General features: G+C 70.6%; 26 protein-coding genes and 3 tRNA genes. 12 read left to right on the plus strand and 17 right to left on the minus strand.

From position 1 onward, the window contains the following. Nucleotides 1-20: 20 nt before the first annotated feature. The 3 genes from AC0NH5_RS02595 to leuC all read right to left on the minus strand — a co-directional run bounded on the left by AC0NH5_RS02595 (nt 21) and on the right by leuC (nt 3144). A complete protein-coding gene (locus AC0NH5_RS02595) occupies nt 21-911 on the minus strand; it encodes an HU family DNA-binding protein (RefSeq protein ID WP_474399410.1) in 891 nt (296 codons plus the stop codon). Nucleotides 912-1085: 174 nt separating this feature from the next. Further along, nucleotides 1086-1673 (minus strand): 3-isopropylmalate dehydratase small subunit, encoded by a 588-nt coding sequence (leuD, locus tag AC0NH5_RS02600; protein ID WP_474399413.1) that lies wholly within the window; start codon nt 1671-1673, stop codon nt 1086-1088. A gap of 16 nt (nt 1674-1689) precedes the next feature. Continuing rightward, nucleotides 1690-3144 (minus strand): 3-isopropylmalate dehydratase large subunit, encoded by a 1455-nt coding sequence (gene leuC, locus AC0NH5_RS02605; protein ID WP_474399415.1) that lies wholly within the window; start codon nt 3142-3144, stop codon nt 1690-1692. A 49-nt stretch (nt 3145-3193) separates the two neighbouring features. On the opposite strand from leuC, the gene AC0NH5_RS02610 reads away from it, so the two are divergent. The 3 genes from AC0NH5_RS02610 (at nt 3194) to AC0NH5_RS02620 (ending at nt 5521) form a co-directional block, all read left to right on the plus strand. Further along, on the plus strand, nt 3194-3880 hold the full coding sequence (locus AC0NH5_RS02610; RefSeq protein WP_364221094.1) for an IclR family transcriptional regulator: 687 nt from the start codon (nt 3194-3196) through the stop codon (nt 3878-3880). 103 nt (nt 3881-3983) lie between these two features. Then, nucleotides 3984-4772 (plus strand): alpha/beta hydrolase, encoded by a 789-nt coding sequence (locus AC0NH5_RS02615; RefSeq protein WP_474399418.1) that lies wholly within the window; start codon nt 3984-3986, stop codon nt 4770-4772. Beyond that, nucleotides 4769-5521 (plus strand): MBL fold metallo-hydrolase, encoded by a 753-nt coding sequence (locus AC0NH5_RS02620; protein WP_474399420.1) that lies wholly within the window; start codon nt 4769-4771, stop codon nt 5519-5521. Before AC0NH5_RS02615 ends, AC0NH5_RS02620 begins: the two co-directional genes overlap by 4 nt. Before the next feature lie 272 nt (nt 5522-5793). Here the strand turns inward: AC0NH5_RS02620 and AC0NH5_RS02625 are convergent, their stop codons facing one another. The 5 genes from AC0NH5_RS02625 to AC0NH5_RS02645 form a co-directional block, all read right to left on the minus strand. Continuing rightward, complete coding sequence (locus tag AC0NH5_RS02625; protein WP_474399422.1) at nt 5794-6465, minus strand: MBL fold metallo-hydrolase; 672 nt, start codon at nt 6463-6465, stop codon at nt 5794-5796. 94 nt (nt 6466-6559) lie between these two features. Next, nucleotides 6560-6632: transfer RNA gene (locus tag AC0NH5_RS02630), tRNA-Glu, on the minus strand. Nucleotides 6633-6807: 175 nt separating this feature from the next. Next, a tRNA-Glu gene (locus tag AC0NH5_RS02635) sits at nt 6808-6880 on the minus strand. Between the two features lie 90 nt (nt 6881-6970). Then, nucleotides 6971-7042 (minus strand) — tRNA-Gln (locus AC0NH5_RS02640). A 62-nt stretch (nt 7043-7104) separates the two neighbouring features. After that, nucleotides 7105-7911: an SDR family oxidoreductase gene (locus tag AC0NH5_RS02645; protein WP_474399423.1), complete on the minus strand. Its 807-nt coding sequence runs from the start codon at nt 7909-7911 to the stop codon at nt 7105-7107. A 45-nt stretch (nt 7912-7956) separates the two neighbouring features. On the opposite strand from AC0NH5_RS02645, the gene AC0NH5_RS02650 reads away from it, so the two are divergent. Further along, nucleotides 7957-8664 carry a TetR/AcrR family transcriptional regulator gene (locus AC0NH5_RS02650; protein WP_474399424.1) on the plus strand — a complete coding sequence of 236 codons (708 nt, stop codon included), beginning with the start codon at nt 7957-7959 and terminating at the stop codon, nt 8662-8664. On the opposite strand, the gene AC0NH5_RS02655 is transcribed toward AC0NH5_RS02650, so the two are convergent. The 4 genes from AC0NH5_RS02655 to AC0NH5_RS02670 are packed head-to-tail and all read right to left on the minus strand — an operon-like array spanning nt 8665 to nt 11524. Continuing rightward, on the minus strand, nt 8665-9459 hold the full coding sequence (locus tag AC0NH5_RS02655) for a fumarylacetoacetate hydrolase family protein (protein ID WP_474400332.1): 795 nt from the start codon (nt 9457-9459) through the stop codon (nt 8665-8667). Nucleotides 9460-9498: 39 nt separating this feature from the next. Then, nucleotides 9499-9741: a helix-turn-helix transcriptional regulator gene (locus AC0NH5_RS02660; RefSeq protein WP_474399425.1), complete on the minus strand. Its 243-nt coding sequence runs from the start codon at nt 9739-9741 to the stop codon at nt 9499-9501. An 8-nt stretch (nt 9742-9749) separates the two neighbouring features. Further along, the gene (locus AC0NH5_RS02665; protein ID WP_474399427.1) at nt 9750-10592 is read right to left on the minus strand and encodes an ABC transporter permease; all 843 of its coding nucleotides are present in this window, start codon (nt 10590-10592) and stop codon (nt 9750-9752) included. Beyond that, complete coding sequence (locus AC0NH5_RS02670; protein WP_474399428.1) at nt 10589-11524, minus strand: ABC transporter ATP-binding protein; 936 nt, start codon at nt 11522-11524, stop codon at nt 10589-10591. The genes AC0NH5_RS02665 and AC0NH5_RS02670 overlap by 4 nt, the downstream gene beginning before the upstream one ends. 133 nt (nt 11525-11657) lie before the next feature. Here AC0NH5_RS02670 and AC0NH5_RS02675 point away from each other — a divergent pair, with 133 nt between their 5' ends. After that, nucleotides 11658-12599 (plus strand): 3-methyladenine DNA glycosylase, encoded by a 942-nt coding sequence (locus AC0NH5_RS02675; RefSeq protein ID WP_474399430.1) that lies wholly within the window; start codon nt 11658-11660, stop codon nt 12597-12599. Nucleotides 12600-12636: 37 nt separating this feature from the next. Here AC0NH5_RS02675 and AC0NH5_RS02680 read toward each other — a convergent pair whose 3' ends face one another. Together AC0NH5_RS02680 and arfB are read right to left on the minus strand one after the other, a co-directional pair. Then, nucleotides 12637-12849: a hypothetical protein gene (locus AC0NH5_RS02680; RefSeq protein WP_474399432.1), complete on the minus strand. Its 213-nt coding sequence runs from the start codon at nt 12847-12849 to the stop codon at nt 12637-12639. Nucleotides 12850-12898: 49 nt separating this feature from the next. Then, nucleotides 12899-13336, minus strand: a complete 438-nt coding sequence (arfB, locus tag AC0NH5_RS02685) for an alternative ribosome rescue aminoacyl-tRNA hydrolase ArfB (RefSeq protein WP_474399433.1) — start codon at nt 13334-13336, stop codon at nt 12899-12901. Between the two features lie 83 nt (nt 13337-13419). On the opposite strand from arfB, the gene AC0NH5_RS02690 reads away from it, so the two are divergent. The 4 genes from AC0NH5_RS02690 (at nt 13420) to thrS (ending at nt 18668) form a co-directional block, all read left to right on the plus strand. Next, the gene (locus tag AC0NH5_RS02690; RefSeq protein WP_474399435.1) at nt 13420-14742 is read left to right on the plus strand and encodes a M16 family metallopeptidase; all 1323 of its coding nucleotides are present in this window, start codon (nt 13420-13422) and stop codon (nt 14740-14742) included. Then, complete coding sequence (locus AC0NH5_RS02695) at nt 14739-16079, plus strand: M16 family metallopeptidase (protein WP_474399436.1); 1341 nt, start codon at nt 14739-14741, stop codon at nt 16077-16079. Before AC0NH5_RS02690 ends, AC0NH5_RS02695 begins: the two co-directional genes overlap by 4 nt. Nucleotides 16080-16260: 181 nt before the next feature. Beyond that, nucleotides 16261-17292: an endonuclease/exonuclease/phosphatase family protein gene (locus tag AC0NH5_RS02700; RefSeq protein ID WP_474399437.1), complete on the plus strand. Its 1032-nt coding sequence runs from the start codon at nt 16261-16263 to the stop codon at nt 17290-17292. Between the two features lie 158 nt (nt 17293-17450). Then, nucleotides 17451-18668 (plus strand): threonine--tRNA ligase, encoded by a 1218-nt coding sequence (gene thrS / locus AC0NH5_RS02705; protein WP_474399440.1) that lies wholly within the window; start codon nt 17451-17453, stop codon nt 18666-18668. On the opposite strand, the gene cimA is transcribed toward thrS, so the two are convergent. Continuing rightward, nucleotides 18665-20251 (minus strand): citramalate synthase, encoded by a 1587-nt coding sequence (gene cimA, locus AC0NH5_RS02710; RefSeq protein WP_474399441.1) that lies wholly within the window; start codon nt 20249-20251, stop codon nt 18665-18667. The genes thrS and cimA overlap by 4 nt on opposite strands. Nucleotides 20252-20472: 221 nt before the next feature. On the opposite strand from cimA, the gene AC0NH5_RS02715 reads away from it, so the two are divergent. Both AC0NH5_RS02715 and AC0NH5_RS02720 read left to right on the plus strand, forming a co-directional pair. Then, a complete protein-coding gene (locus AC0NH5_RS02715; protein ID WP_474399444.1) occupies nt 20473-20727 on the plus strand; it encodes a hypothetical protein in 255 nt (84 codons plus the stop codon). A 9-nt stretch (nt 20728-20736) separates the two neighbouring features. Beyond that, nucleotides 20737-21480: a tyrosine-protein phosphatase gene (locus tag AC0NH5_RS02720; RefSeq protein ID WP_474399447.1), complete on the plus strand. Its 744-nt coding sequence runs from the start codon at nt 20737-20739 to the stop codon at nt 21478-21480. Between the two features lie 78 nt (nt 21481-21558). Here the strand turns inward: AC0NH5_RS02720 and AC0NH5_RS02725 are convergent, their stop codons facing one another. Continuing rightward, a complete protein-coding gene (locus AC0NH5_RS02725; protein ID WP_474399448.1) occupies nt 21559-22656 on the minus strand; it encodes a branched-chain amino acid aminotransferase in 1098 nt (365 codons plus the stop codon). Between the two features lie 147 nt (nt 22657-22803). Then, nucleotides 22804-23829, minus strand: a complete 1026-nt coding sequence (locus AC0NH5_RS02730; protein WP_474400334.1) for a 3-isopropylmalate dehydrogenase — start codon at nt 23827-23829, stop codon at nt 22804-22806. Nucleotides 23830-24203: 374 nt separating this feature from the next. Between AC0NH5_RS02730 and AC0NH5_RS02735 the strand changes: the two genes are divergently transcribed. After that, nucleotides 24204-24536 carry a hypothetical protein gene (locus tag AC0NH5_RS02735; protein ID WP_474400336.1) on the plus strand — a complete coding sequence of 111 codons (333 nt, stop codon included), beginning with the start codon at nt 24204-24206 and terminating at the stop codon, nt 24534-24536. Nucleotides 24537-24561: the final 25 nt, after the last annotated feature.

The following is a 24561-nucleotide window of genomic DNA, read 5'->3' on the forward strand; positions in this document are numbered from 1 at the left end:
TCGCTGTCGTGCCGCGGCGGTCAGCGGGCCTTGCGGGTCCCGCCGCCGGCGCTGCGGGCCCGTGCCGGGGCCGCGGCCGGCGTGGCCGTCTTGCGTGCGGTCTTCTTGGCCGGCGCTGCGGTGGCCGTGGTCTTCTTGGCCGCGGTCGCCGACTTCGCCGCCGCGGTCTTCTTGGCCGCGGTGGTGCCGGTGCTCTTGGTGGCGGTCGCCTTGGTGGCGTCCGTCTTCGCCGGCGCAGCCTTGGCAGTCGTCTTCGCCGGCGCCGCCTTGGTGGTCGACTTGGCCGCGGTGGCCTTCGTCGCCGTCGACTTGGCCGCAGTGGCCTTCGTCGCCGTCGACTTGGAGGCAGTGGCCTTCGCCGCGGTCGACTTGGCCGCAGTGGCCTTCGCCGCGGTCGACTTGGCCGCGGTCTTGGCCGGCACTGCCTTGGACGCCGCCTTGGTGGTCGACTTGGCCGCAGTGGACTTGGCCGGCGCTGCCTTGGCAGCCGTCTTGGCGGCCGCCGTCTTGGTGGCGGTCGTCCTGGTGGCGGTCGCCTTGGTGGCGGTCGCCTTCGCCGGCGCCGCCTTCGCGGTCGTCTTCTTGGTGGCAGTCGCCCCGGCCGTGGCCGGCGCTGCCTTGGCAGCCTTCGCCGGCTTGCCACTGGCGACCAGATCGCGGAAGGCGCTGCCGGGCCGGAATGCGGCCACCGACGTCTTCTTGACCTTCACGGGTTCACCGGTTCGCGGGTTCCTCGCGGTACGCGCATTACGCGTCCGCTTCTCGAACGAGCCGAATCCGGTGAGCGCCACTTTGTCACCCTTGGCGACGGCGTTCTGCACCTCGCTGATGAACGCGTCCAGCGCCAGGGTCGCCGTCTTCCTGTCCCCAAGCCTGACAGCGAGCGCCTCGATGAGCTCGGCCTTGTTCACGGTTTCCTCCCGGACGTGAGAACTGGCCCGTCGCAGGCCATTCTGCGCGCACCGTATGCCCTCTGACCTGGAGACACAAACATTAGTGGCGAAAAAACCGTTGTGTCCCAACGAATTCGCCCCCAACGGCGACCCGTCAGGGGCGAATTCGCGGTGGAGACGCGGAATGGAGGATCAGACGACGACCGGCTTGAAAGCGGGGCGGCCCTTCTCGTAAGCGGTGATCATTTCCTCGTGCCGCAGTGTCAGTCCGATGTCGTCGAGGCCTTCCATGAGGCGCCAGCGACTGAAATCGTCGATCGGGAAACCGTAGGCGGCGTCGTCGACGCGGACCACCCGCTCGGCCAGGTCGACGGTGATCTGCTTCTCCGGCTCGCTGTCGGCCAGATCCCACAGGCTCTCGATGACCTTCTGGTCGAGCTGCACCGGCAGCAGGCCCTCCTTGAGGGCGTTGCCACGGAAGATGTCGCCGAAGCGGGACGAGACGACCACCTTGAAGCCCCAGTCGCGCAGCGCCCAGACCGCGTGCTGCCGGGACGAGCCGGTGCCGAAGTTCGGGCCGGCCACCAGAATCGTGGCGCCCGCGTGCACCGGCCGGTTCAGCACGAACGAGGGGTCCTCGCGCCAGGCGTTGAAGAGGCCGTCCTCGAATCCGGTGCGGGTGACCCGCTTCAGATAGACGGCCGGAATGATCTGGTCGGTATCCACATCGGAACGGCGCAGCGGCATGACTGTGCCGCTGTGGGTGACGAACTTGTCCATCGGTGAAAGTCCCCTTCTACAGGTCGGCGGGCGCGGCCAGCTTGCCGACCACGGCGGTGGCGGCGGCGACCTGCGGCGAGACCAGGTGCGTACGCCCGCCCTTGCCCTGCCGGCCCTCGAAGTTGCGGTTGGAGGTGGAGGCGGCGCGCTGGCCCGGGTCGAGCGTGTCCGGGTTCATGCCCAGGCACATCGAGCAGCCGGCGAAGCGCCACTCCGCACCCGCGTCCGTGAAGATCTTGTCGAGACCTTCGGCCTCGGCCTGCTCCCGCACCTGGTACGACCCCGGCACGATCATCATGCGGACGCCGTCGGCCACCTTCCGGCCGCGGATCACGTCGGCGGCGGCCCGCAGGTCCTCCAGCCGGCCGTTGGTGCACGAGCCGACGAAGACGACGTCGACCGGCACCTCACGGAACGGCGTGCCCGGCGTGAGGTCCATGTATTCCAGGGCGCGGGCGGCGGCGTTGCGCTCCACCTCGTCCAGGAAGTCCTCCGGGCTCGGCACCACACTGTCCAGCGCGGCGCCCTGGCCCGGGTTGGTGCCCCAGGTGATGAACGGGCTGATCCGGTCCGCGTCCAGGATGATCTCGGTGTCGTACTCGGCGTCCTCGTCGGTGGCGAGGGTCCGCCAGTACTCCACCGCGGCGTCCCAGTCGGCGCCCTTCGGCGCGTGCTGACGGTCCTTCAGGTACGCGAAGGTGGTCTCGTCCGGCGCGATCATGCCGGCCTTGGCGCCCCACTCGATCGACATGTTGCAGATCGTCATCCGGCCCTCCATGGAGAGCTTGCGGATGGCCTCCCCGCGGTACTCCACGATGTGGCCGTTGCCGCCGCCGGTGCCGGTCTGCGTGATGAGCGCGAGGATCAGGTCCTTCGCGGAGACGCCGGGGCGCAGCTCGCCGACGACCGTGACCGCCATCGTCTTCGGCTTGGCCTGCGGCAGGGTCTGGGTGGCGAGCACGTGCTCGACCTCACTGGTGCCGATACCGAAGGCCAGCGCGCCGAAGGCACCGTGGGTCGCGGTGTGCGAGTCGCCGCAGACGATCGTCATGCCCGGCTGGGTGAGGCCCAGCTGCGGGCCGATCACGTGCACGATGCCCTGGTTCACGTCGCCGAGGGGGCGGATCTGGACGCCGAACTCGGCGCAGTTCTTCCGCAGCGTCTCGATCTGGGTGCGAGAGATGGTGTCGGCGATCGTGAGCAGCTCACCGCGACGGTTGTTGAACGACGGATCCGCGTACCCGGTCGGGGTGTTGTGGTCCTCCGTCGCGAGCGTGAGGTCGGTGCGCCGGACCTTGCGGCCGGCCATCCGGAGACCGTCGAACGCCTGCGGGCTGGTGACCTCGTGCAGGAGGTGCAGGTCGATGAAGAGGAGGTCGGGCTCGCCGTCGGCCGTGCGCACCACGTGGTCATCCCAGACCTTCTCGGCCAGGGTCCTCGGTTTCCCGCTCCGGGGAGTGACTCCCACCATCTGGACATCCTAAATTCTGGAATGTATGTTTCGGCTTGTGGGACACAGTATGAGCGGTGTCGGCGTTCTCGACAAGGCGGTCGTCATTCTGGCCGCGTGCGTCGACGGCGCCAGCCTGGCCGAACTCGTCGAACGCACCAAGCTGCCGCGGGCGACCGCACATCGCCTGGCACAGGCGCTGGAGATTCACCGGATGCTGGTCCGGGACACGCAGGGGCGGTGGCGCCCCGGGCCACGCCTGGGCGAGCTCGCCAACGCGGCACCGGACGTGCTGCTGACCGCGGCCGAGCCGCTGCTGGCCGCGCTGCGCGACGCCACCGGCGAGAGCGCCCAGCTCTACCTGCGCCGCGCCGACGAACGCATCTGCGTGGCCGCCGCCGAGCGCGCCAGCGGGCTGCGCGACACCGTCCCGGTCGGCTCGGTGCTGCCGATGGTGGCCGGCTCCGCCGCGCAGATCCTGCTCGCGTGGGAGCCGCCCGAGGCCGTCATGCCGCTGCTGCCCCGCTGCAAGTTCACCGGCCGCACCCTGGCCGAGGTGCGCCGCCGCGGCTGGGCGCAGAGCGTCGCCGAGCGGGAGCCGGGTGTGGCCAGCGTCTCCGCGCCGATCCGCGACCGGACCGGCCGGGTGATCGCCTCCATCTCGATAAGCGGTCCGATCGAACGCCTCGGCCGCCGCCCCGGTGAGCGGCACGCGATGGCCGTCGTCCGCGCGGGCCAACGACTGTCGGGGTTGTAGGACCGGCGGTTCGGCCGTACGACTACGCGTAGCACGGGATTCGGTGGCGCGCGCGTTCCCACCAGGATCGGACTCCTGACAACCGTCGTTAGGAGCTGTCCGGATGAAGCCGATCGTCCTCGTCCATGGTTTCTGGGTCACCCCGCGCAGCTGGGAGCAGTGGATCGCGCACTACGAGGCCAAGGGCCACCGGGTCATCGCACCCGCGTACCCGGGCTTCGAGGTCGAGGTCGAGGCTCTCAACGCCGACCCGGCGCCGATCCTGAACGTGACCGTGCCACAGATCATCGCGCACCTCGAGGACCAGATCCGGCACCTGCCCGAGGCCCCGATCATCATCGGCCACTCGGCCGGGGGCGCGTTCACCCAGATCCTGCTCGACCACGGGTTCGGCGCCGCCGGCGTGGCGATGAACTCGGCGCCCACCGAAGGCGTCCGGGTGGTGCCGCTGTCCCAGGTGAAATCCACCTTCCCGGTGCTGAAGACCCCGGCGAACCGGCACAAGGCGGTGCCGCTGACGCTGGCGGAGTGGACGTACGCGTTCACCAACACTTTCACCCCGGAGGAATCGGCCCGGTTGTACGAGCGGTACGCGATCCCGGCCAACGGCGGCATCCTCTGGGGCAGCGTGCTGGCCAACTTCCAGCCCGGCCACCAGGACACGTGGGTGGACTACCACAACGACAACCGGGCGCCGCTGCTGTTCGTCTCCGGCACCGAGGACCACATCATGCCGCCGGCGGTGCAACGCTCCAACGCCGAGCACTACAAGTCGAACACCGTCACCGAGGTCCGGTCGTACGAGGGGTACGCCCACCTGCTGCCCGCCCAGAAGGGCTGGGAGCAGATCGCCGACGAGGTCCTCGACTGGGCACTGCGGCACGCGCGGTGACCGCCACCCCGCGCCTCACCCACATCGGCGGGCCGACCCTGCTGATCGAGCTGGCCGGCCTGCGCCTGCTCACCGACCCCACGTTCGACGCGCCGGGCCGCCGGTACGCGTTCGGCCTCGGGACCTCCTCGGTGAAGACGGCCGGGCCGGCCCTGGACCCGGCGTCGCTCGGCCGGATCGACGCCGTGCTGCTCAGCCACGACCACCACAGCGACAACCTGGACGACGCGGGACGGGCGCTGCTGCCGTCCGTGCCGGTGGTCCTGACCACGGTCAGCGGCGCGAGCCGGCTCGGCGGCAACGCCCGCGGGCTCGCCCCGTGGCAGACCACGACCATCGGGGACGTGGAGATCACCGCCACCCCGGCCCGGCACGGACCGCCGTTGAGCCGGGCACTCGTCGGCGAGGCGGTCGGGTTCGCCGTCCGCCCGCCCGGCTCGTCGTCGGTCCTGTGGATGACGGGGGACACGGTGCTGTTCGGTGGGGTGCGCGCGGTGGCGTCCCGTCTGGAGGTGGACACCGCGGTGGTGCATCTGGGGAAGGTGCAGTTCGGGCTGACCGGGCCGGTGCGGTACACGATGAACGGCCGGGACGCGGCCCGGTTGATGGCCGAGGTCAAGCCTCGGCGGGTGGTGCCGGTGCACTACGAGGGGTGGTCGCACTTTCAGGAGGGGCGGGCGGGGGTGGAGGCGGCCTTTCCGGCGGACACATTGACGTGGCTGACCCCCGGCGTCCCACAGACCGTCTGACCCAGCGTGGCGACTTGCGACACCCACCACCCCGCGCAACTCAGCGTGTGAAGTTGAGGCTCGATACAGACCCCAACTTCACACGCAGCCCGCGCACCTGAGTGTGTGAAGTTGAGGCTCGATACGGACCCGAAGTTCACACGCAGCCCGCGCACCTCAGCGTGTGAAGTTGAGGCTCGATACGGACCCGAAGTTCACACGCAGCCCGCGCACCTCAGCGTGTGAAATTGAGGCTCGATACGGACCCGAAGTTCACACGCAGCCGGCGCACCTCAGGGAGTCCAGACGGCGTTGTCGTGGGCGAAGACGACGCGCCGGGGATCCAGGGCCAGCAGGCGGCCGAGCCACGCCGGGGTCACACCGACCCCGGCGCGGCGGCCCAGCACGTCGCCGGTGAACGCGGTCGCATGGTCATGGCTCTGACCGGCGACGATCACTGTTCCGTCGCCGGTGGTCACCACCACGGACTGGTGGCCCTCGGTGTGCCCGGGAGTGGGAACGACGAGCACCCCCGGCAGGATCTCCGCCTCGCCGTCCAGCTCCTCGTAGCGGGCGCCGGTGAAATCGACCAGCTCGGGAAGCGTGTAGTCGGCCGTCGTCCGGGCGGTGGCCAGCTCCGTCCGCTGCGTGAAGACCGGGGTGCCGGCGAGTTCCGGGTTCCCCCCACAGTGGTCGAAGTGCAGATGGCAGTTCAGGACGTACCGAATGTCAGCGATCGTGGCATCCGCAACCTGGAGGGCCTCGCTCAGCGGGACCCGCCGCGGCCGGTAATGGGCGTCGACGTCCGGATGGCTGCCCATCCCGCTGTCCACGAGCAGGAGCCCCCGCGGATGATCGACCAGATATCCCAGTGCGGGCTCCACGCGGGGGTTGCCGGTGCCGGTCTCGGAGGCCGGGCGTACGAAGAACCCGAAGTCGATCCGCCGCACTGTGATGTCGGTCATCGCCCGAGTATTTCCGGCCGGCGCGGTCCTCGGCAGGTTGCTCTCCGCACAGCAGAACGGCCCGCACCGAGCCGGTGCGGGCCGTTCCGACAAGTAGTCCCGAAGGGATTCGAACCCTCGCTACCGCCTTGAGAGGGCGGCGTCCTGGGCCGCTAGACGACGGGACCTTGCCGTTGCCGCTCTCCCGAGCGGCGGGCTGAACTCTATCAGGGCCGCCCGTCCACCCGAAATCGACGTGGCCCCGGCCGGCTCACAGCTCAGAGCCGGCCGAAGCGGGCGGTCCGGACACGGACAGCAATGAGAAACGGCCCGCATCCGAAGATGCGGGCCGTTCGCGAAACGTAGTCCCGAAGGGATTCGAACCCTCGCTACCGCCTTGAGAGGGCGGCGTCCTAGGCCGCTAGACGACGGGACCAGAACTTTCCCTTTGCTCCGCTCCCACCGGAACCGGCGGCGCTGAACCTTGAAGATCCAGCGCCACCCCTCCCGGACGGGAGTGGTAGCGCTGGGGTACCAGGACTCGAACCTAGACTAACTGAACCAGAATCAGTCGGGCTGCCAATTACCCCATACCCCATTGGCCCGGCTTGCCGCGCCGGAGAGAACTTTACCCGAGCCCACCCGGCCCGCCAAATCGGGTTACCGAAACAGATCTGCGTGACGGCGTGCCCACTCCTCGTACGTCATCGCGGGCCGCCCGAGAATCTCGGCGATCGTCGATCCGGCCGGCTGCGGATATCGCGCGAGCTGGGCGAGCCCGTCGAGGTACCACCGCCCGTACTCCCCCATCGCCAGCTCGAACTGGGCGACCGCCTCCTCGCCGGTCACCTCGACGTAGGTGAGCTCGCGCCCGAGTGCCCGCCCGATCGCCGCGACCTTCTCCCGGCGGGTGAGCGCCTCGGGGCCGGTGAGCGGGATCGCCCGGCCGGCAAAGGCGTCTCCGGACAGCAGCACGTGCGCCGCCACGGCCGCGATGTCCTCCTGTGCGACCGGGGCGTTCACCACCTCGCCCCAGGCGTCGCGCACCTCGTCCCCGGCGCGGATCTGGGCCGACCACAGCGTGGCGTTGGCCATGAACTCGCCGGGCTCCAGGTGCGTCCAGCCGACGCCGGAGGCCTCGACCCCGTCCTCGATCACCTGCCAGCTCCCGCCCTTCTCGCCGGCCATGTCGACGATGTGCCGGACACCGGCCGCCGCCGCGAGCCGGCCCACCTCGAAGACCGTCGGCGGGTGCGGCGCCAGGTACATCGCGTCGACGCCGGCCAGCGCCGCGGGCAGGGTGTCCACCCTCCCGAGGAAGCCCCGCACCACCTCGACGCCGGCCGGCAGGTCCGCCGCGGCCGGGTTCACGGTGAGCGCTCGCACATCGCTCGCGCCGCGGGCCAGCAGTTCGTCGACGACCATGCGGCCGACGTTCCCGGTGGCTCCGGTAACCAAGATCTTCATTCTCGTGCCCCCTACGGAAAGTGTTCCCGTAGGGTATACGGAATCATGGTGAACTTCCCACTGCTCTGGCGGCGAAGCCTGCCGACCCGCAAAGCGGCCGGCCGGCCACCACGGCTGACCGTCGACGAGGTGGTGGCCACCGCGATCCGGATCGCCGACGCGGAAGGGCTGGAAGCGGCCTCGATGGCCCGGGTGAGCGCGGAGCTGGGTGTGGCGACGATGACGCTCTACACCTATGTGCCGTCCCGGGCGGACCTGATCGATCTGATGATCGACGACACCCTCGCCCGGCGGGAGCTGCCCGCGGGCCTGAGCATCCCGGACTTCGCGGCGCGGACCCGCGAGATGTACACCAGGCACTCCTGGCTGACCGAGGTATCCCTGGTCCGCCCGCCGCTCGGCCCCGGCATGCTGGCCGAACGGGAGTTCATGATCGCCGCGATGACCGGCCTCGGCCTGCCCGTCCACCGGATCAACGCGGCCGCGCAGGCGGTCACCGCGTTCGTCTACGCGTTCGCGCGCGAGGCCGGCGAGGACGCCCGGCTGCGCCGCGTCTCGGGCCAGTCCACCGAGGCGTGGTGGCACGAGCGCGGCGAGCTCTGGGAGAAGTGGTTCGACGTGGAGAAACACCCGGCGATGACCGCGTTGTGGAACGCCGGCGGCTTCGAGGATCAGGCCCAGGGCGGCTTCGAGTACGGCCTGGACCTGCTCCTGGAGGGTCTGCGGCGATCAGCCGGGGGAAGAGCGCAGTGATCAGTCGAGCGACACGACCGGGTTCCGCAGTTCCCCGATCCCCTGCACGCTGACCGCCACCGTGTCCCCCGGCACGATCTGGCTGACCCCGGCCGGCGTCCCGGTGAGGATCACGTCGCCCGGCAGCAGCGTCATCACGTGCGACACGTACGAGATCAGGCTGGGCACGTCGAAGACCATGTCCTTGGTCCGCCCGACCTGCCGCACCTCGAGGTTGTTCGGGTCGCGTCCCACCTCGCAGCGCACCTCGATGTCGCTCACGTCGAGGTCGGTGACGATCCACGGGCCGAGCGGGCAGAACGAGTCGAAGCCCTTGGCCCGGGTCCATTGCGGGTCCTTGCGCTGCAGGTCCCGCGCGGTCACGTCGTTGCCGCAGGTGTAGCCGAAGATCGCCTTCTCGGCGCCGGCCCGGTCCACCCGCCGCGCACCGGTCGCGCCGATCACCACGGCCAGCTCCGCCTCCTCCTCGACCCGCTCGGTGACGGCCGGGATGCGGATCGCGTCGTTCGGGCCGATCACCGACGTGGAGGGCTTGATGAAGATCAGCGGCTCGGTGGGCACCTCATTGCCCATCTCAGCCGCGTGATCGGCATAGTTGCGACCGATTCCGATCACCTTGCTGGAGAAGATCGGCGCGAGCAGGCGCACGTCCGGCAGCGCCCACCGCTGCCCGGTGAAGCGCACCTCGTTGAAGGGCAGGCTGTCGATCTCGGCCACCGTGAGGCCGGAGGAGCCATCGCCCTCGACGACACCGAACGAGACCCCACCGGCATGAACAAAACGGGCGAAGCGCACGGGTAACCCCATCTTCGAAAGGAACGGTCACCCCGAAATCTACGCCGACCGGGTCTCCGCGCCGAGGCGCGGGAACGGCTCCAGTGAGAAGACCACCTCGACCGGGACCTCGAAGTAGTCACAGATGCGCAGAGCCAGGTGCAGGCTCGGGCTGAACTCGCCACGCTCCAGATAGCCGACCGTCTGGTAATGCACGCCGAGGGCGTCCGCGAGCTGACGCCGGGTGATCCCCCGTTCGGCGCGCAGCATCGCGATCCGGTTGTAGGTGACCTCGCTCGCCATGGACTCCCTCAGACGGTCATTCGAGTCATCGCCCGCTCGCGGCGGGCCGCCACCGCGGAACCGGACTCCCGGCGCGCCATCCGCCGCAGGATCCCGGGTGCGAGCACCAGCCCGGCCACTGACCACGCGACCAGCACACCGATGGTTTGCAGAGGACGCCAGGAGCCGCCGAGCTCCGCGACCGCCAGGGCGTCCGGCAAAAAGGTCGATCGCAAGCCCAACCCTAGCCAGTAGACCGGGAAGATCTGCGCGACGCCCTGCAGCCAGCCCGCCAGCGCGGTGACCGGGTAGAAGATGCCGGAAACCGCGGTGAGCCCGATCAGCGGGAACATCAACATGGCGGCACTGCGCGGGTTCTCGAACAGGGCGCCGAGCACCGCACCCAGCGGCATCGTCGCCAGGAAGGCCAACGGCACGAGCCAGAGCAGGGTCAGCACGCTGCCGCCGTCGAACGTCAGGCCGTCCACCAGGAAGAGCCCGGGAATCAGGACGAAGAGACAGCCGACCACCGACACCCCGGCGACCAGCACTATCTTGCCGACCAGATAGCCGGTCATGCCGTTCGGCGTGGCCTTGGCCCGCAGCAGCGTGCCGTCCTCCCGGTCCATCGTCAGGTACTGCGTCATCGTCAGGATCCCACTGAGCACCACGAGCAGCGCCAGCGAACCGACGAGGCTGTGCGCGCCCAGAGCCAGCTCCGTCCCGGGCACGGCGCTGTCCCGCATGAAGATCAGCGCGATCGTGGAGAAGACCGCAGGCAGCACGTAACCGAAGAGGTCGGTGCCGTTCGTCAGGGTCTGCCGCAACTCGATGAGACCGCGACGCAGGCCCAGCCGTGCCACCCGGATCATCGTGCGTCCCCCTCGAAGTCGCGGACCAGCTTCATATATGTCTCCTCGAGGCTGCTCCGGCGCACCTCCAGGTCACCGACCGCGTCGCCGTGCTGGCGGAACAGCTCCCGCACGAAACCGGTGGCGTCCGCCGCCGAGTGGACGAACCGCTGCCCGTCCCGGGTCCACCGGATCTCGGACTCACCGGCCACCTGCCGCGACAGCTCGTCGGCCGAACCGCCGGCGACGATCCGCCCGTCGGTCAGGATCAGGATGCGGTCGGCCAGCTTCTCGGCCTCGTCGAGATCGTGCGTGGTGAGCAGGATCGTCGTCTCATCCACATCGGTCAGCCGGTGCACCAGGTCGTGGAACTCGCGGCGCGCCTGCGGGTCGAAGCCGACCGTCGGCTCGTCGAGGAAGAGCAGCTCCGGGCGGCCGACGATGCCGATCGCCACGTCCAGCCGGCGCCGCTGGCCGCCGGAGAGGCGCCCGACCCGGATCTGCGCCGACCCGGCCAGGCCGACCACCTCGAGCAACTCGTCGACCGGCCAGGGCCGGACGCGCTGGGACGTGGAGTAGACCGCGTAGTAGGCGCCGAGGTGCTCGAGCAGCTCCCGCACCCGCCACTTGCTGTGGTCCCGCCAGGACTGCAGGACCACGCCGAGCCGGGCCCGCCAATCCTCCGCGCCCTGCTCGGGATCCTGCCCGAGCACCCGGACGTCCCCTCCGGACCGTCGCCGGAACCCCTCCAGGATCTCGATCGTGGTGGTCTTGCCCGCTCCGTTGGGCCCGAGCAGAACCAGCACCTCACCGCGGCGGGCCGCGAAGTCGACCCCGGTCAGCACCTCTTTCGGCCCGTAGCTCATCCGCAGGTCGCGGACCTCGATCACAGCGTCGTCGATCGGCACGCCGTGACCGAAATCGGTCTCCCCCGCCAGTACCGTCTCCCTCATGTCCAACACACTATCAAGTATGTAGTACATCTGCTACACAATTACACATGGCTATGCCAGGCCGGAACGTGGCTCACCTCATTCGCGCCAAACGGTGATCGTGTTGATCGCCTTGGCTATATACATTGGTGCGATGGGGATCAAGCAGGTGAGGGCACTCACCACCACGCTGCCCTCGGTCACCTGGATACCCCTCGCCCGCGCGCACAGCGAGCGCGCCGACCAGATGACCGCGGGCCACCGTGCCCGTCGCGCGACGGGCGAGAGGCATGCCATCGAGGACTTTCTCTACGACTATTACGGGACCAGGCCGTCCCTGCTGCGCCGCTGGCATCCCGGCGTCGGCGCCGGCCTCGCCCCGGCTCCCGGCGGCCTGGCCGAACACGCCGGTTACAAGTTCTATCTGACCCACCCCGACGGGGTGGTCACCCTCGACGTCGACGCGTTCCTGCACGCGCGCGGCGAGAGCGTGCGCTACATCCACGGTCTGCTGACCGCGACCGCGTCCCGCCCGGTCTTCTCCGGCTGCTTCGGCCTGCACGAGTGGGCGATGGTCTACCGCGAGCCGGAGCACCGGCACGAGCTGCCGCTGCGCCTCGGCCAGGACGGCACCGACAAGGTGGTCGAGCAGCACAGCATCCGCTGCACGCACTACGACGCGTTCCGCTTCTTCACGCCCGAGGCGGTCGGGCTCAACCGGCTCCAGCCCACCCGGGCCACCCAGGTCGATCTCGACCAGCCCGGCTGCCTGCACGCCGCGATGGACGTGCACAAGTGGGCGCAGAAGCTGGGCCCCGCGGTTCCCGGCGCGCTCGCGCTGGACTGCTTCGCGCTGGCCGGCGAGATCCGCCTGCTGGACATGCAGGCCAGCCCCTATGACCTGGCCTCCTACGGCCACCCGCCGGTCAAGATCGAGACTCCCGAGGGCAAGGCGGAGTACGTGGCCCGGCAGCGCGAGCTGGCCCGGCGCGCCGCCGGTCTGCGCAGCCGCCTCATCCGCGTCTGCGAGGAGCTGCTGGGCCCGGAGACCGCGGCGCGCAACCGCGAGGCCGTCGCCCCCTTCAACCAGCGCTGACCAGCTGCCACCCGCTCACCGGCGCAGGCCGCGCGGGTCAGCTGACGGCGGCCCGGCGACGGGCGAACTCCCGCAGGATCCGGACGTTCTCCTCCTGCGTGGCCGCCGCGTCGTCGAGCAGGCGGATCGCCTCCGCCGGGTCGTTGTGATACCCCGACCGCAGGCCGTTCACGATGTCCTCGAGGTGGGTGGCGTCGTAATTCAGCATCGCGACCAGGTCGTCGTCGCTCTTGTCGGTCAAGTCGTCCATGGTGCGAGTATCGCCAGAAGCGTGCCCCGCCGGGCGGCGGTTGCGCCGATCAGTCGAAGGATCCACCGCGGCCGCGCTTGACCTCGCCGCGGCGCTTCTTCGCGGCGATGCGGCGCTCGACCGATCCGCGGGACGGCTTGGTGGCGCGGCGCGCCCGTGGCGGAGGCGCGACGGCCCCGGCCACCAGGGCGGCCAGCCGGGCCGCGGCGGCCTCACGGTTGCGGAGCTGGGAGCGGTGCTCGGCGGCGGTGATGGTCACCACACCCTGCACCAGCCGGCCGCCGAGTCGCTCGACGGCACGCTCTTTCAGCATCGTGGGCAGCAGGTCGGAGCCGAGCAGGTCCCACGACAGCTCGACCCTCGAATCGGTCGTGTTGACGCCCTGACCACCGGGACCGCTCGCGCGCGAGAAACGCCACGAGAGTTCGGCCGCCGGGATGGTCAGGCGGTCGTTCACCCGTACGTCCTCAAGCACGTCCGCAAGCATGGCACCCGGACCGGGCCGTACGCCACGCGGTTATCCATCGGCAGGCGGCGCAGCCGCGCCGTTCCCGCGCGGTACAGGGCAAGATGGTTCGGGTGACGTCACCAACCGCACCGGTCGCCACGACCGGGTACCCGTGGCCCATCGAAACCGCGCGGCTGGCGAACGGCCTCCGCGTCGTCGTCAGTGAGGACCGCACCGCGCCGGTCGTCTGCGTCAACCTCTGGTACGACGTCGGCTCCCGGCACGAGCCGCCGGGTCAGACCGGGTTCGCGCACCTCTTCGAGCACCTGATGTTCGAGGGGTCGCAACACGTGCAGAAGACCGAGCACATGAAGCTGGTGCAGGGCAACGGCGGCTCACTGAACGCGACCACCAACCCGGACCGGACGAACTACTTCGAGACCATGCCGGCCGAGCACCTGGAGCTGGCGCTCTGGCTTGAGGCCGACCGGATGGGCGGGCTGGTGCCGGCGCTCACCCAGGAGACGCTGGACAACCAGCGCGAGGTGGTGAAGAACGAGCGCCGTCAGCGGTACGAGAACGTGCCGTACGGCGACGCCTGGCTGCGCCTGTTGCCGCTGCTCTACCCGCCCGGCCATCCGTACCATCACGCCACGATCGGGTCGATGGAGGACCTGAACGCGGCCGCGCTGGAGACCTTCCAGGACTTCCACCGCAAGTACTACGCGCCCAACAACGCGGTGCTGACGGTCGCCGGGGACGCGACGCCGGCCGAGGTGTTCGCGCTGGCGGAGAAGTACTTCGGGTCGATCGCCGCGGTGCCGGACATCCCGCCGGCGCCGGACGGCCGGCTGGACCGCCCGGCAGGCGAACCCGCCCGGGAGACGGTGACCGCCAAGGTGCCGGCGCCGCGGATCTATCTCTCCCACCGCACGCATCCGTTCGGCACGCCGGGGTACGACGCCGTCACCGTGCTCGCCACGGTCCTCGGCAACGGCCGTGGCAGCCGGCTCTATCAGCGGCTCGCCGACGGCGCCCGGATCGCGCAGCCGGACTACATCGGCGCGTACGGGGTGGACCTCGCGCACGCACCGGCCCCGGTGATCATCACGGCCACCGCGAAGGACGGCGTGGCGATCGAGGACCTGGAGAACGGCCTCACCGAGGTGATCCAGAGCCTGGTCGACGAGCCGGTGACCGAGGACGAGCTGAACCGGGCCAAGGCGCTGCTGACCACCGGGTGGTGGCGGCAGGTGTCCACCGTGGGCGGGCGGGCCGACACCCTCGGCCGGCACGCGACCCAGTTCGGCGACCCGGCGACCGCCGTCGACCGGCTGCCGAGGTGGCTCGCCGTCACCGCGGACGACGTCACCGCCGTGGCCGCCGAGACGCTGCGGCCCGAATCCCGCGTCACCCTCACCTATCTGCCCGGGGAGCCCGCATGACCCTCGTCACCACCCGCCCCGAGCCAGGCCCGGCCCGGCCGTACGCGTTCCCCGCGATCCGCCGCACCACGGCGCACGGCGGCACCGTGGTCGCCGCGCACCTGCCCGGCCAGATCCTCGCCAGCGCCGTGCTGCTGCTCGACGCGAGCGCCGCCCGGGAGACCGAGGGCCGCGAGGGCACCGCGACCGTGCTGGCCAAGTCGCTGGAGGAGGGCACGAAGAAGCGCGACTCCGCGGCGTACGCGCTGGCCCTGGAAGGTCTCGGCGCCGAGCTGTCGGCCTCCGTCGACTGGGACGCGTTCCGGGTCGGCACGTCGGCGCCCGGCCCGATGCTGACCGACGCCGTCCGCCTCGCCGCCGAGGCGGCCCGCACCCCGAAACTGGACGCCGCCGACGTCGCGCGGGTCCGTGACGACGAGGTGACCGCCCTGCGGATGGACTGGGCGCAGCCCGGCCCCCGGGCCGACGCCGTCCTGCGCGCCGACCTGTTCGACGGCGACGGCCGTTACCGCCGCCCGTTGCACGGCGACCCCACCTCGGTGGCGGCGGTGACCGTCGAGGACGTACTCGCGTTCCACGAGTCGTGGATGCTGCGTCCCGGCGTGCTGCTGGTCGCCGGTGACCTGGACGCGCTCGACCTGGACGCGCTGGCCGAGGCCGCGTTCGCCGGCGCCTCCGGGGACCCGCTGACCCCGGAGGGCCCGCTCGGCGTGCCGGTGCCGGCCCGGGTCCGCACGATCCTGGTGGACCGGCCCGGATCGGTGCAGTCCACGCTGCGGATCGGGCACCGGGCGCCGGAACGGGCCACCCCGGACTACGTGCCGATGACGCTCGCCGCGACCGTGCTGGGCGGCGCGTTCACCTCACGGCTCAACCACCTGATCCGTGAGGTGAAGGGCTACACGTACGGCATTCGTGGGTCGTACGCGATGACCCGCCGTTCGGGCCGTTTCGAGGTGGCCGCCGGGGTGCAGACCGCGGTGACCGGGCCGGCGATCAAGGACACCCTCGGCGAGATCGCCCGGACCCAGCGGGAGGGCGTGACCGAGGCGGAGCTGGAGGTGGCCCGCTCGTGGCGGGCCGGGCAGCTCTCGGTGGAGATGCAGACGCCGGGCGCGATCGCCGGCGCGCTGGCCTCGCTGGTCGTGCACGGGCTGCCGGACGACTACTACGAGACGCTCCGCCGGGAATACCTGGAGGCCACCGTCGAGCAGGTGTCCGAGGCGGCCTCCCGCCACCTCGCGGTGGACGGCCTGACCCTCGTGGTGGAGGGCGACGGCGCCGCCGTCCGCGAGGAGCTCGCCGAGTTCGGCCCGCTCACCGACGCCACCCTCTGACCCCGTGTGTGAAGTTCGGGTGCGCTCCGCGCCCCAACTTCACACACCGGATCGGCAAACGCCCTGCGTGTGGAGTTCGGGTGCGCTTCGCGCCCGAACTTCACACACGGGAACAGCGGTGGTCGATGGTGTGAGATGAACCTCGGCGCACCGGTAGCGGCGGGCGGCTAACTTTGCCGCCATGACGATCACCGACGCGCCCACCGAGACGCGCCCGGCACGCCGCCGCGTCGCCGTGACCGTTCTGCTCTGGCTGCTGCTGGCGCCGGGCGCGGTCTGGTTCCTGGGGCGCGCGTTCGGGCTGGAGCGCGGCATCCTCGTCATGCTGGTGGCGTTCACGCCGTACGTCGCCGCCTGGTCGTGGGTCCCGGTCCTCGCTGCCCTGGCGACCCGGCGCCGGGCGGCCGCCGCGGTGGCCGGCCTGGTCGCGTTCGGTCTCGCCGTGTGCGTGCTGCCGCGGGCCCTGCCGAACATCGACAAGGGCCCGTCCACCGGCGTCGAGCTGCGGGTGATGACCGCCAACGTGCTGTTCGGCGGCGCCGACCCGGCCGAGATCGTGCGCCTGGTGCGGGAGAACGACGTCGCCGTGCTGGCCGTCCAGGAGTTCACCGCCGGCGCTCAGAGCGCGCTGGCCGCCGCCGGGCTCGGCGACCTGCTGCCCCACCACCAGTCGGCGGCGGAGAACGGCGCGAGCGGCTCCGGCCTGTACTCCCGCCATCCGCTGGCCGACGCGGGTTCGCGCCGCAACGACGGTGGCTTCCTGCAGGCGTACGGCACGGTCCAGCCGCCCGGCGCCGCCCCGGTGTTCGTCGAGTCGGCCCACCCGCTCGCCCCGGCGCACCCCAGCATGCTCGACGGCTGGAGCGCCGACCTGCGCGAACAACTGCCCGCCGACCCGGGCGGCACGCCCCGGATCCTGCTCGGCGACTTCAACGCCACCCTCGACCACAAGAAGCTCCGCGACCTGATCGCCACCGGGTACCGCGACGCCGCGGACGCCGTCGGGCAGGGCCTGATCGGCACCTGGGGTCCGTACGACGGGGATCCGATCCCGCCGGTGACCATCGATCACGTGCTCGTCGACAAGCGGATCGGGGTGCGGGAGCTCACGGTGCACGACGTCCGCCTCTCCGACCACCGCGCCGTGACCGCCACACTGACCGTGCCGGCGGCGGCGATAAACGGCTCGCCACGACGGGCCGGCGGCTCCTAGCATCAGGCCCATGATGCTCAGCTCGATCACGACCACGCCGGGACGTCCCGGCGTGCGATCGAGCTGACCCCCGTCAGACGACACGGCCCCGGGCGACCAGCCCGGGGCCGTCGTGCTTCCGCGGTTCCCGGTCGCCCGCCGAACCCCAGGAGCAGACCATGCCCATCGACCACCGCCGGCTCGGCCGCGAGCTGGACCTCTTCGACTCCGACCCGCTGATCGGCGCCGGCCTGCCGTTCTGGCTACCGGGCGGCGCGGCCGCACGCCGCGAGGTGGAATCCTTCCTGTACGACCTGGAGCGCCGCGCCGGATACCACCACGTGCACTCGCCGGCGCTCGGCAAACGCCGGCTCTACGAGCTCTCCGGGCACTGGCGCAATTTCGCCGACGACATGTTCCCGCCGATGCGGGTGGGCGACGAGGAGCTGGTGCTGCGGCCCAGCCTGTGCCCGCACCACGCCCTGATCTTTCGGGCGCGCGGCCGGTCGTACCGCGATCTGCCCCTGCGGATCGCCGAGCTGGGGCCGATGTACCGGGCGGAACGCTCGGGGGTGCTCGGCGGCCTGTCCCGGGTGCGGTCGATCCAGCTCAACGACGCGCACATCTTCTGCCCCGAGGAGCGGGCCGGCGACGAGGTGGCCGGCGTGCTGCGGCTGATGCGCGAGGCGCAGGCCGTGCTCGGCATGGGCGCGGTGAGCTTCCGGCTCTCGCTGCGCGGCCCCGGCGGCAAGTACGGCGGCGCGGACGCGAGCTGGGCGCGGGCCGAGGAGCTGCTGCGCGGAGCGCTTGCCGGCAATGCGATCTCGTACGACGACGCGCCCGGTGAAGCGGCGTTCTACGGTCCGAAAATCGATGTGCAGGTCGCCGATCCGGCCGGGCGCGAGTGGACCCTGGCCACCGTGCAGATCGACTTCCACCAGCCGGAGCGCCTCGACCTGGAGTTCGCGAACGCGGACGGCGGCCGGTCCCGGCCGGTGATGGTGCACCGGAGTCTGGCCGGCTCGATGGAGCGGCTCTTCGGGCACCTGATCGAGGTGCATGCCGGCGCCTTCCCGGCCTGGTACGCCCCGGTCCAGCTGGCCGTGCTGCCGGTCGGCGCCGGCCAGGACGACGCCGCCGCCGCGTTCGCCCGGGACGCGCTCGCCGCCGGCCTGCGGGTGGAGGCCCACCACGACGGTTCGATCGGCGCCCGCATCCGGGACGCGGCGGGACGCAAGATCCCGTACATCGGCGTGGTCGGCGGCCGAGAGGCGCCGCTCGGCCTGGTGTCGCTCCGGTTGCGCGACGGACGTCAGCTGGATCCGATGCCGCAGGCGGAGGCGATCGCGCTGATCGCGTCGGTCGCCGCCGCCCGCAGCCCGGATCTCATCCTCTAGACCGTGGCGGTGCTCCGGGCAAGGCCATAGGTCAAAGCGTCCACGAGGGCCGTCCAGCTGGCCTCGACGATGTTCTCGTGGACGCCGACCGTGGTCCACTCGCCGGTGTGGTTGCTGGTCTCCAGCAGCACCCGGGTGATCGCGTTGGTGCCGTGGCTGCCCTCCAGGATCCGGACCTTGTAGTCGGTCAGCTCGAACGACTTCAGCTGCGGGTAGTGGTTGGACAGGGCCACCCGCAGCGCCTCGTCCAAGGCGTTGACCGGGCCGTTCCCTTCGGCCGTGGCGATCACCCGCTCGCCGCGGACCCGGACCTTGACGGTGGCCTCGGAGATGACCGAGCCGTCCTCGCGGTGCTCGACGAGCACCCGGTACGACTCCAGGGTGAACGGGCGGGCCACCTCGGCGCCCGGCAGCTCGCTGCGGACCAGCAGCTCGAAGGAGGCGTCGGCGGCCTCGAACGACCAGCCACCGGCCTCCAGGTCCTTGACCTTCCGGGTGACCGTCGTCAGGGTGTCCGGGTGGCCGGCCAGGTCCAGCCCGAGCTCACGGCTCTTGAGCTCGATGCTGGCCCGGCCGGCCATCTCCGTCACCAGGATCCGCATGTCGTTGCCGACAACCGCAGGGTCGATGTGGTTGTAGAGCAGCGGATCCACCTTGATCGCGCTCGCGTGCAGCCCCGCCTTGTGAGCGAATGCCGCGGCCCCGACGTAGGCCTGGTGGGTGTCGGGGGCGATGTTGGCGATCTCGGCGAGCGCGGTGGAGACCCGCGTCGCCTTCTCGAGGCATCCGTCCGGTAGGACCTTCAGCCCGAGCTTGAGTTGCAGGTTGCTGACCGTGGCGAACAGGTCGGCGTTGCCGGGCCGCTCGCCGTAGCCGTTGGCCGTGCACTGGAAGTGCTTGACGCCCGCCTCCACGGCGGCCACCGTGTTCGCGACCGCGCAGGCGGTGTCGTTCTGGCAGTGGATGCCGAGCCGGTCCGGGGTCACCCCGGTCCGCTCGACGACCTCCTGGATCGCCTTGGTCACCATCGACGGGAGCATGCCGCCGTTGGTGTCGCACATGACCACCCGTTCGGCTCCGGCCTCGATCGCGACCGTCACGACGCTCGCGGTGTAGGCCGGGTCGTGCCGGAAGCCGTCGAAGAAGTGCTCACAGTCGACGAACGCGCGCCGCCCGTTGGCGACCAGGTGCCGCACGGTGTCCCGGACCATCGCCAGGTTCTCGTCGCCGGTGGTGCGCAGCGCCCGCTCGACGTGCCGGATGTCGGACTTCGCCACCACACAGACCACCGGGGTCCCGGCGTCGAGCAGCGCCTTGACCTGCGGGTCCTCGGCCACGTCCACACCGGCCTTGCGGGTGGCGCCGAACGCCACCAGCACCGCGTGCCGCAGCTCCAGCTCGGTCTTCGCGCGTTCGAAGAACTCGGTGTCCTTGGGCATGGCGCCGGGCCAGCCACCCTCGATGAACCCGACGCCGAACTCGTCCAGCAGGCGTGCGACCGCGAGTTTGTCGGCGACCGTGTAGCTGATTCCCTCTCGCTGCCCGCCGTCGCGCAGCGTCGTGTCGAACACCTGGTAATCCATCGGGAGGTCCTTTCGGCTCGGTCACCCATCACCACAACAAAAAGACCCCCCGCGGATGCGGGAGGTCTGCGCGTCGGCGAGAAGTCAGCCGGCGCGCTGGGTGCCAATAATGAGCACGGAATGGGTCACGAGATGAAGCATGCCACCTGTCGTCACGATGCAGACCCAGAATCCACCAGCTGGGACGGTAGTCCGCATCGCGGTCGGGGTACGTCCCCGGTATGAGTGACGAGCAGGACCGCTACCTCCAGAACGACCCCGACCGGGCCGGTGGGCTGATCAGCGACGCGCAGGGCGAGTTCGTGCGGGAGTCCCCGGGCGGGGCGTTCGACCCGCGGGCGTTCCGGGGCGCCGGATCCCCCTCGGAACCCGGCGCGTCTTCGGAGCCTGATGCCGACGAAGACACGACCGGCCGGCCGCCGGTGGACGGGATCCGGATGAGCAGCCCCGGTGAGGAGATCGACAAAGCCGGTTAGGTTAGGTCCGTGGTGGCCGAATCATATTCACGAAACCTGCCCTTCTCGAAGGCCTACAACTTCCGTGACGTCGGTGGGTACTCCGGCCTCGACGGACGGACCGTGCGCTGGCGGCGCCTCTTCCGATCCGACGCGCTGCACCGGCTCCACGAGGGCGACGCGGAGGCGTTCGCCGCTCTGGGCGTCCGGACCGTGATCGACCTGCGCCGGCCGTTCGAGGTGGAGAAGTTCGGCCGGGTGGCCGAGGAGTACGGCGTGGAGTACCACAACCTGGTGCTGCAGCACGTGGACTGGGACCAGGTCGACCATCCCACGGACGTCATGCACGCACGGTGGCTGGCAGACCGTTACCTGAACTTCGCCGAGGACGGTTATCAGGCTCTGGCCGACTCGCTGCGGCTGATCGCCGAGCCGCAGTCCGCGCCGGTGGTGGTGCACTGCATGGCCGGGAAGGACCGCACCGGCACGGTGTGCGCGCTCACGCTCTCGCTGCTCGGCGTCGACGACAAGGTGATCGCGGCGGATTACGCGCTGACCACCGAGGCGATGCGCCCGCTGGTCAAATACCTGCTGGAGCACAACCCGGAGGCGGTGCTCGGCAACGAGCACATGTTCGACTCGCCCCCCGAGGCGATGCTGATGTTCCTCGCCGATCTGCGCGGCCTGCACGGCTCGATCGAGGACTACGTCAGGAGCATCGGCCTCACCGACACCGACCTCACCGCACTGCGCGCCCACCTGCTCACCGACTGAACCGCGTGTGAAGTTGGGGTGCGATACGCACCCCAACTCCACACACAGGCTCGCTGTGCGATGCGGCCGGCGGACCGCTCAGAGGACGCGGTGCACCCAGCCGAAGGGGTCCTCGGCCAGACCGCGCTGGATGTCCACCAGCTGCTTGCGCAGCGTCATGGTGATCTCCCCCGGCTGTCCGTCGGCGATGGTGAAGTCGCCGTCCTGGCTCTTGAGCCCGCCGATCGGGGTGATCACCGCGGCGGTGCCGCAGGCGAACGCCTCGCGGACCCGGCCCGAGGCGACCCCGTCGCGCCACTCGTCGAGGCTGATCGGGCGCTCCTCGACCCGGCGGCCGGACCGCTGGGCCAGCTTGATCACCGAGTCGCGGGTGATGCCCGGCAGGATGGTGCCGGTCAGCGGCGGGGTGACCAGGGCGCCGTCGTCGAGGACCAGGAAGACGTTCATCCCGCCCAGCTCGTCGAGGTATTTCCGCTCGACGGCGTCCAGGTAGACCACCTGGTCGCAGCCGTGCTCGGCGGCCTCGGCCTGCGCCGAGAGGCCGGCCGCGTAGTTGCCGCCGCACTTGGCCGCGCCGGTGCCGCCGGGCGCCGCACGGGTGTAGTCCGGCGAGGCCCAGATGGTCACCGGCTTGACGCCACCGGAGAAGTACGGCCCGACCGGCGAGGCGATGACCAGGTAGAGATATTCCGTGGCGGGGCGCACGCCGAGGAAGACCTCACTGGCGTAGGCGAACGGCCGCAGGTAGAGGCTGCTGTCCTCACTGTCCGGGATCCAGTTACGGTCGATCTTGATGATCTGGTGCAGCGACTCGAGGAACGTCTCGACGGGCAGCTGCGGCATCGCCATCCGGGCCGCCGAGTGGTTGAACCGGGCCGCGTTCGCGTCCGGCCGAAACATCGCGACGCCGCCGTCGGGCAGCGGGTACGCCTTCAGACCCTCGAAGATCTCCTGGGCGTAGTGCAGCACCGCGCTGGCCGGGTCCATCGGGATCGGTGCGCGGGCCTCGACGCGAGGCTCGTACCACCCCTTGCTGTCCGCGTAGCGCACCGTGACCATGTGATCGGTGAAGATGCGGCCGAAGCCGGGGTTGACCAGCAGGGCGGCGCGTTCTGCGTCGCCTACGGGTGCCGGGTTCGGACGGATCTCGAAATCGAGGTTGTCACCACCGCTCATGACAAGGAGACCTGCTTTCTGCAGAGAGATCGAAGCATGCGAGGGCACCCGTAGTGCCCCATGAATTTACCCCGAACGGTCGTTAAAACAATGACCGCGGGTGACGAAGCCCCACAGGGCTCCGGTGGAGGAGTCGCGCCGGCCGGATCAGACGGCGGCGGCGACGCGGTCGCCGACTTCGGCGGTACGCAGCGGCGCGCCCGGGTTACGGGACGCGACCTCGGCCGCGACCGCCTCGGTTACTCGGCGGGCCGCGTCGGCCTGGCCCAGGTGCTCCAGCAGCAGGGCCGCGGAGAGGATGGCGGCGGCCGGGTCGGCGACGCCCTTGCCGGCGATGTCCGGCGCGGAGCCGTGCACCGGCTCGAAGGTCGACGGGTAGGTCCGCTCAGGGTTGACGGAGCCACTGGCCGCCATGCCGATGCCACCGGTCACGGCGGCAGCGATGTCGGTGAGGATGTCACCGAACAGGTTGTCGGTCACCACCACGTCGAACCGCTGCGGGTTGCTCACCAGGAACATGCTGGCGGCGTCGATGTGCTGGTAGTCCGTGGTGATGTCGGGGTGCTCGGCCGCGACCGCGGCGAAGGTGCGCGCCCACAGGTCGCCGGCCTTGGTGAGCACGTTGGTCTTGTGCACCAGCGTGACGTGGCGGCGCTCGCGGCGGCCCGCGCGGGCGAACGCGTCCCGGACGACCCGCTCGACGCCGTGCCGGGTGTTCAGGCTCTCCTCGGTCGCGATCTCGGCGGGGGTGTTCCGGTGCAGGACGCCGCCGGCGCCGACGTAGAGGCCCTCGGTGCCCTCGCGGACCACGACCATGTCGATCTCACCGGGCTTGACGCCGGCGAGCGGGCTGGTGGTGCCCGGCCACAGCTTGGAGGGACGCAGGTTCACGTACTGATCGAAGTCGAAGCGGAGCTTGAGCAGCAGGCCGCGCTCCAGCACGCCCGGCGGGACGCTCGGGTCGCCGATCGCGCCGAGCAGGATCCCGTCGTGGCCGGCCAGCTCGTCCTGCACGGACTGCGGCAGAACCTCGCCGGTGCGGTGGTAGAGGCGGGCGCCGAGGTCGTAGTCGTTCCACTCGGCACCGGGGAGGACGGCGTCGATCACCTTGCGAGCCTCGGCGGTCACCTCGGTCCCGATGCCGTCACCGGCGACAACCGCGATCCGCGCCACGCTCACGTTGAACTCCCTCGTCAGACAACCCTGCCCACGGTAGCGGTGATTCCCGAAACACGGAACGGCGGTCCCAGAATGCAGACGGCGATCGGGCCGGGATGCGAACAACCCCCGTGCCGCGGCAAACGGAACGGGGGTTGCTGCGACGATGACGCGTGGTTCGGTCCCGCCGGGTATACACACCGCGCGACTCTGCGACGGACGACGTCACCCGAAGACGGGCCCGCCCGAGTCATGCGGCTGGAACAACGCTAGCGATGCGGACTAATGACGCGCAAGACGCGCGCCCGCGTGTCGGGGCACGGGTTCCGGTCATCCGCCGCGAGTGGTGGCACCATGCGCCGGTGAGTTTCGACCTTGTGGTCTGGGCCATGGACCAGACGGCCGTCCCCGACGCGGTCCGGGCCGCCAACGCCCGCTGCGCGAACGGCGAGCACCCGCAGCGCCCGGCCGACCCCCGCGTGGTCGCCTTCTATGACGCCCTGACCAGTCATTATCCGGACCGCGGCCCGCGCGCCACGGACGCCGCCTCGCCCTGGGCCAGCGCGCCGCTGCACGCTGCGGCCGACCACATCCAGATGCGGCTGGACGAGAACTGCCCGGACGTGGTGCTGGAAACGATCGAGAAGCTGGCCGCCGAACTCAACCTGGATCTGCTCGACCTCCAGGACGGCACGGTCTATCCACCGCCCGTCCGCGCCTGACGTGTGTGAAGTTCGGGTGCGATCC

The sequence above is a fragment of the Actinoplanes sp. 13 genome, from assembly GCF_056134165.1.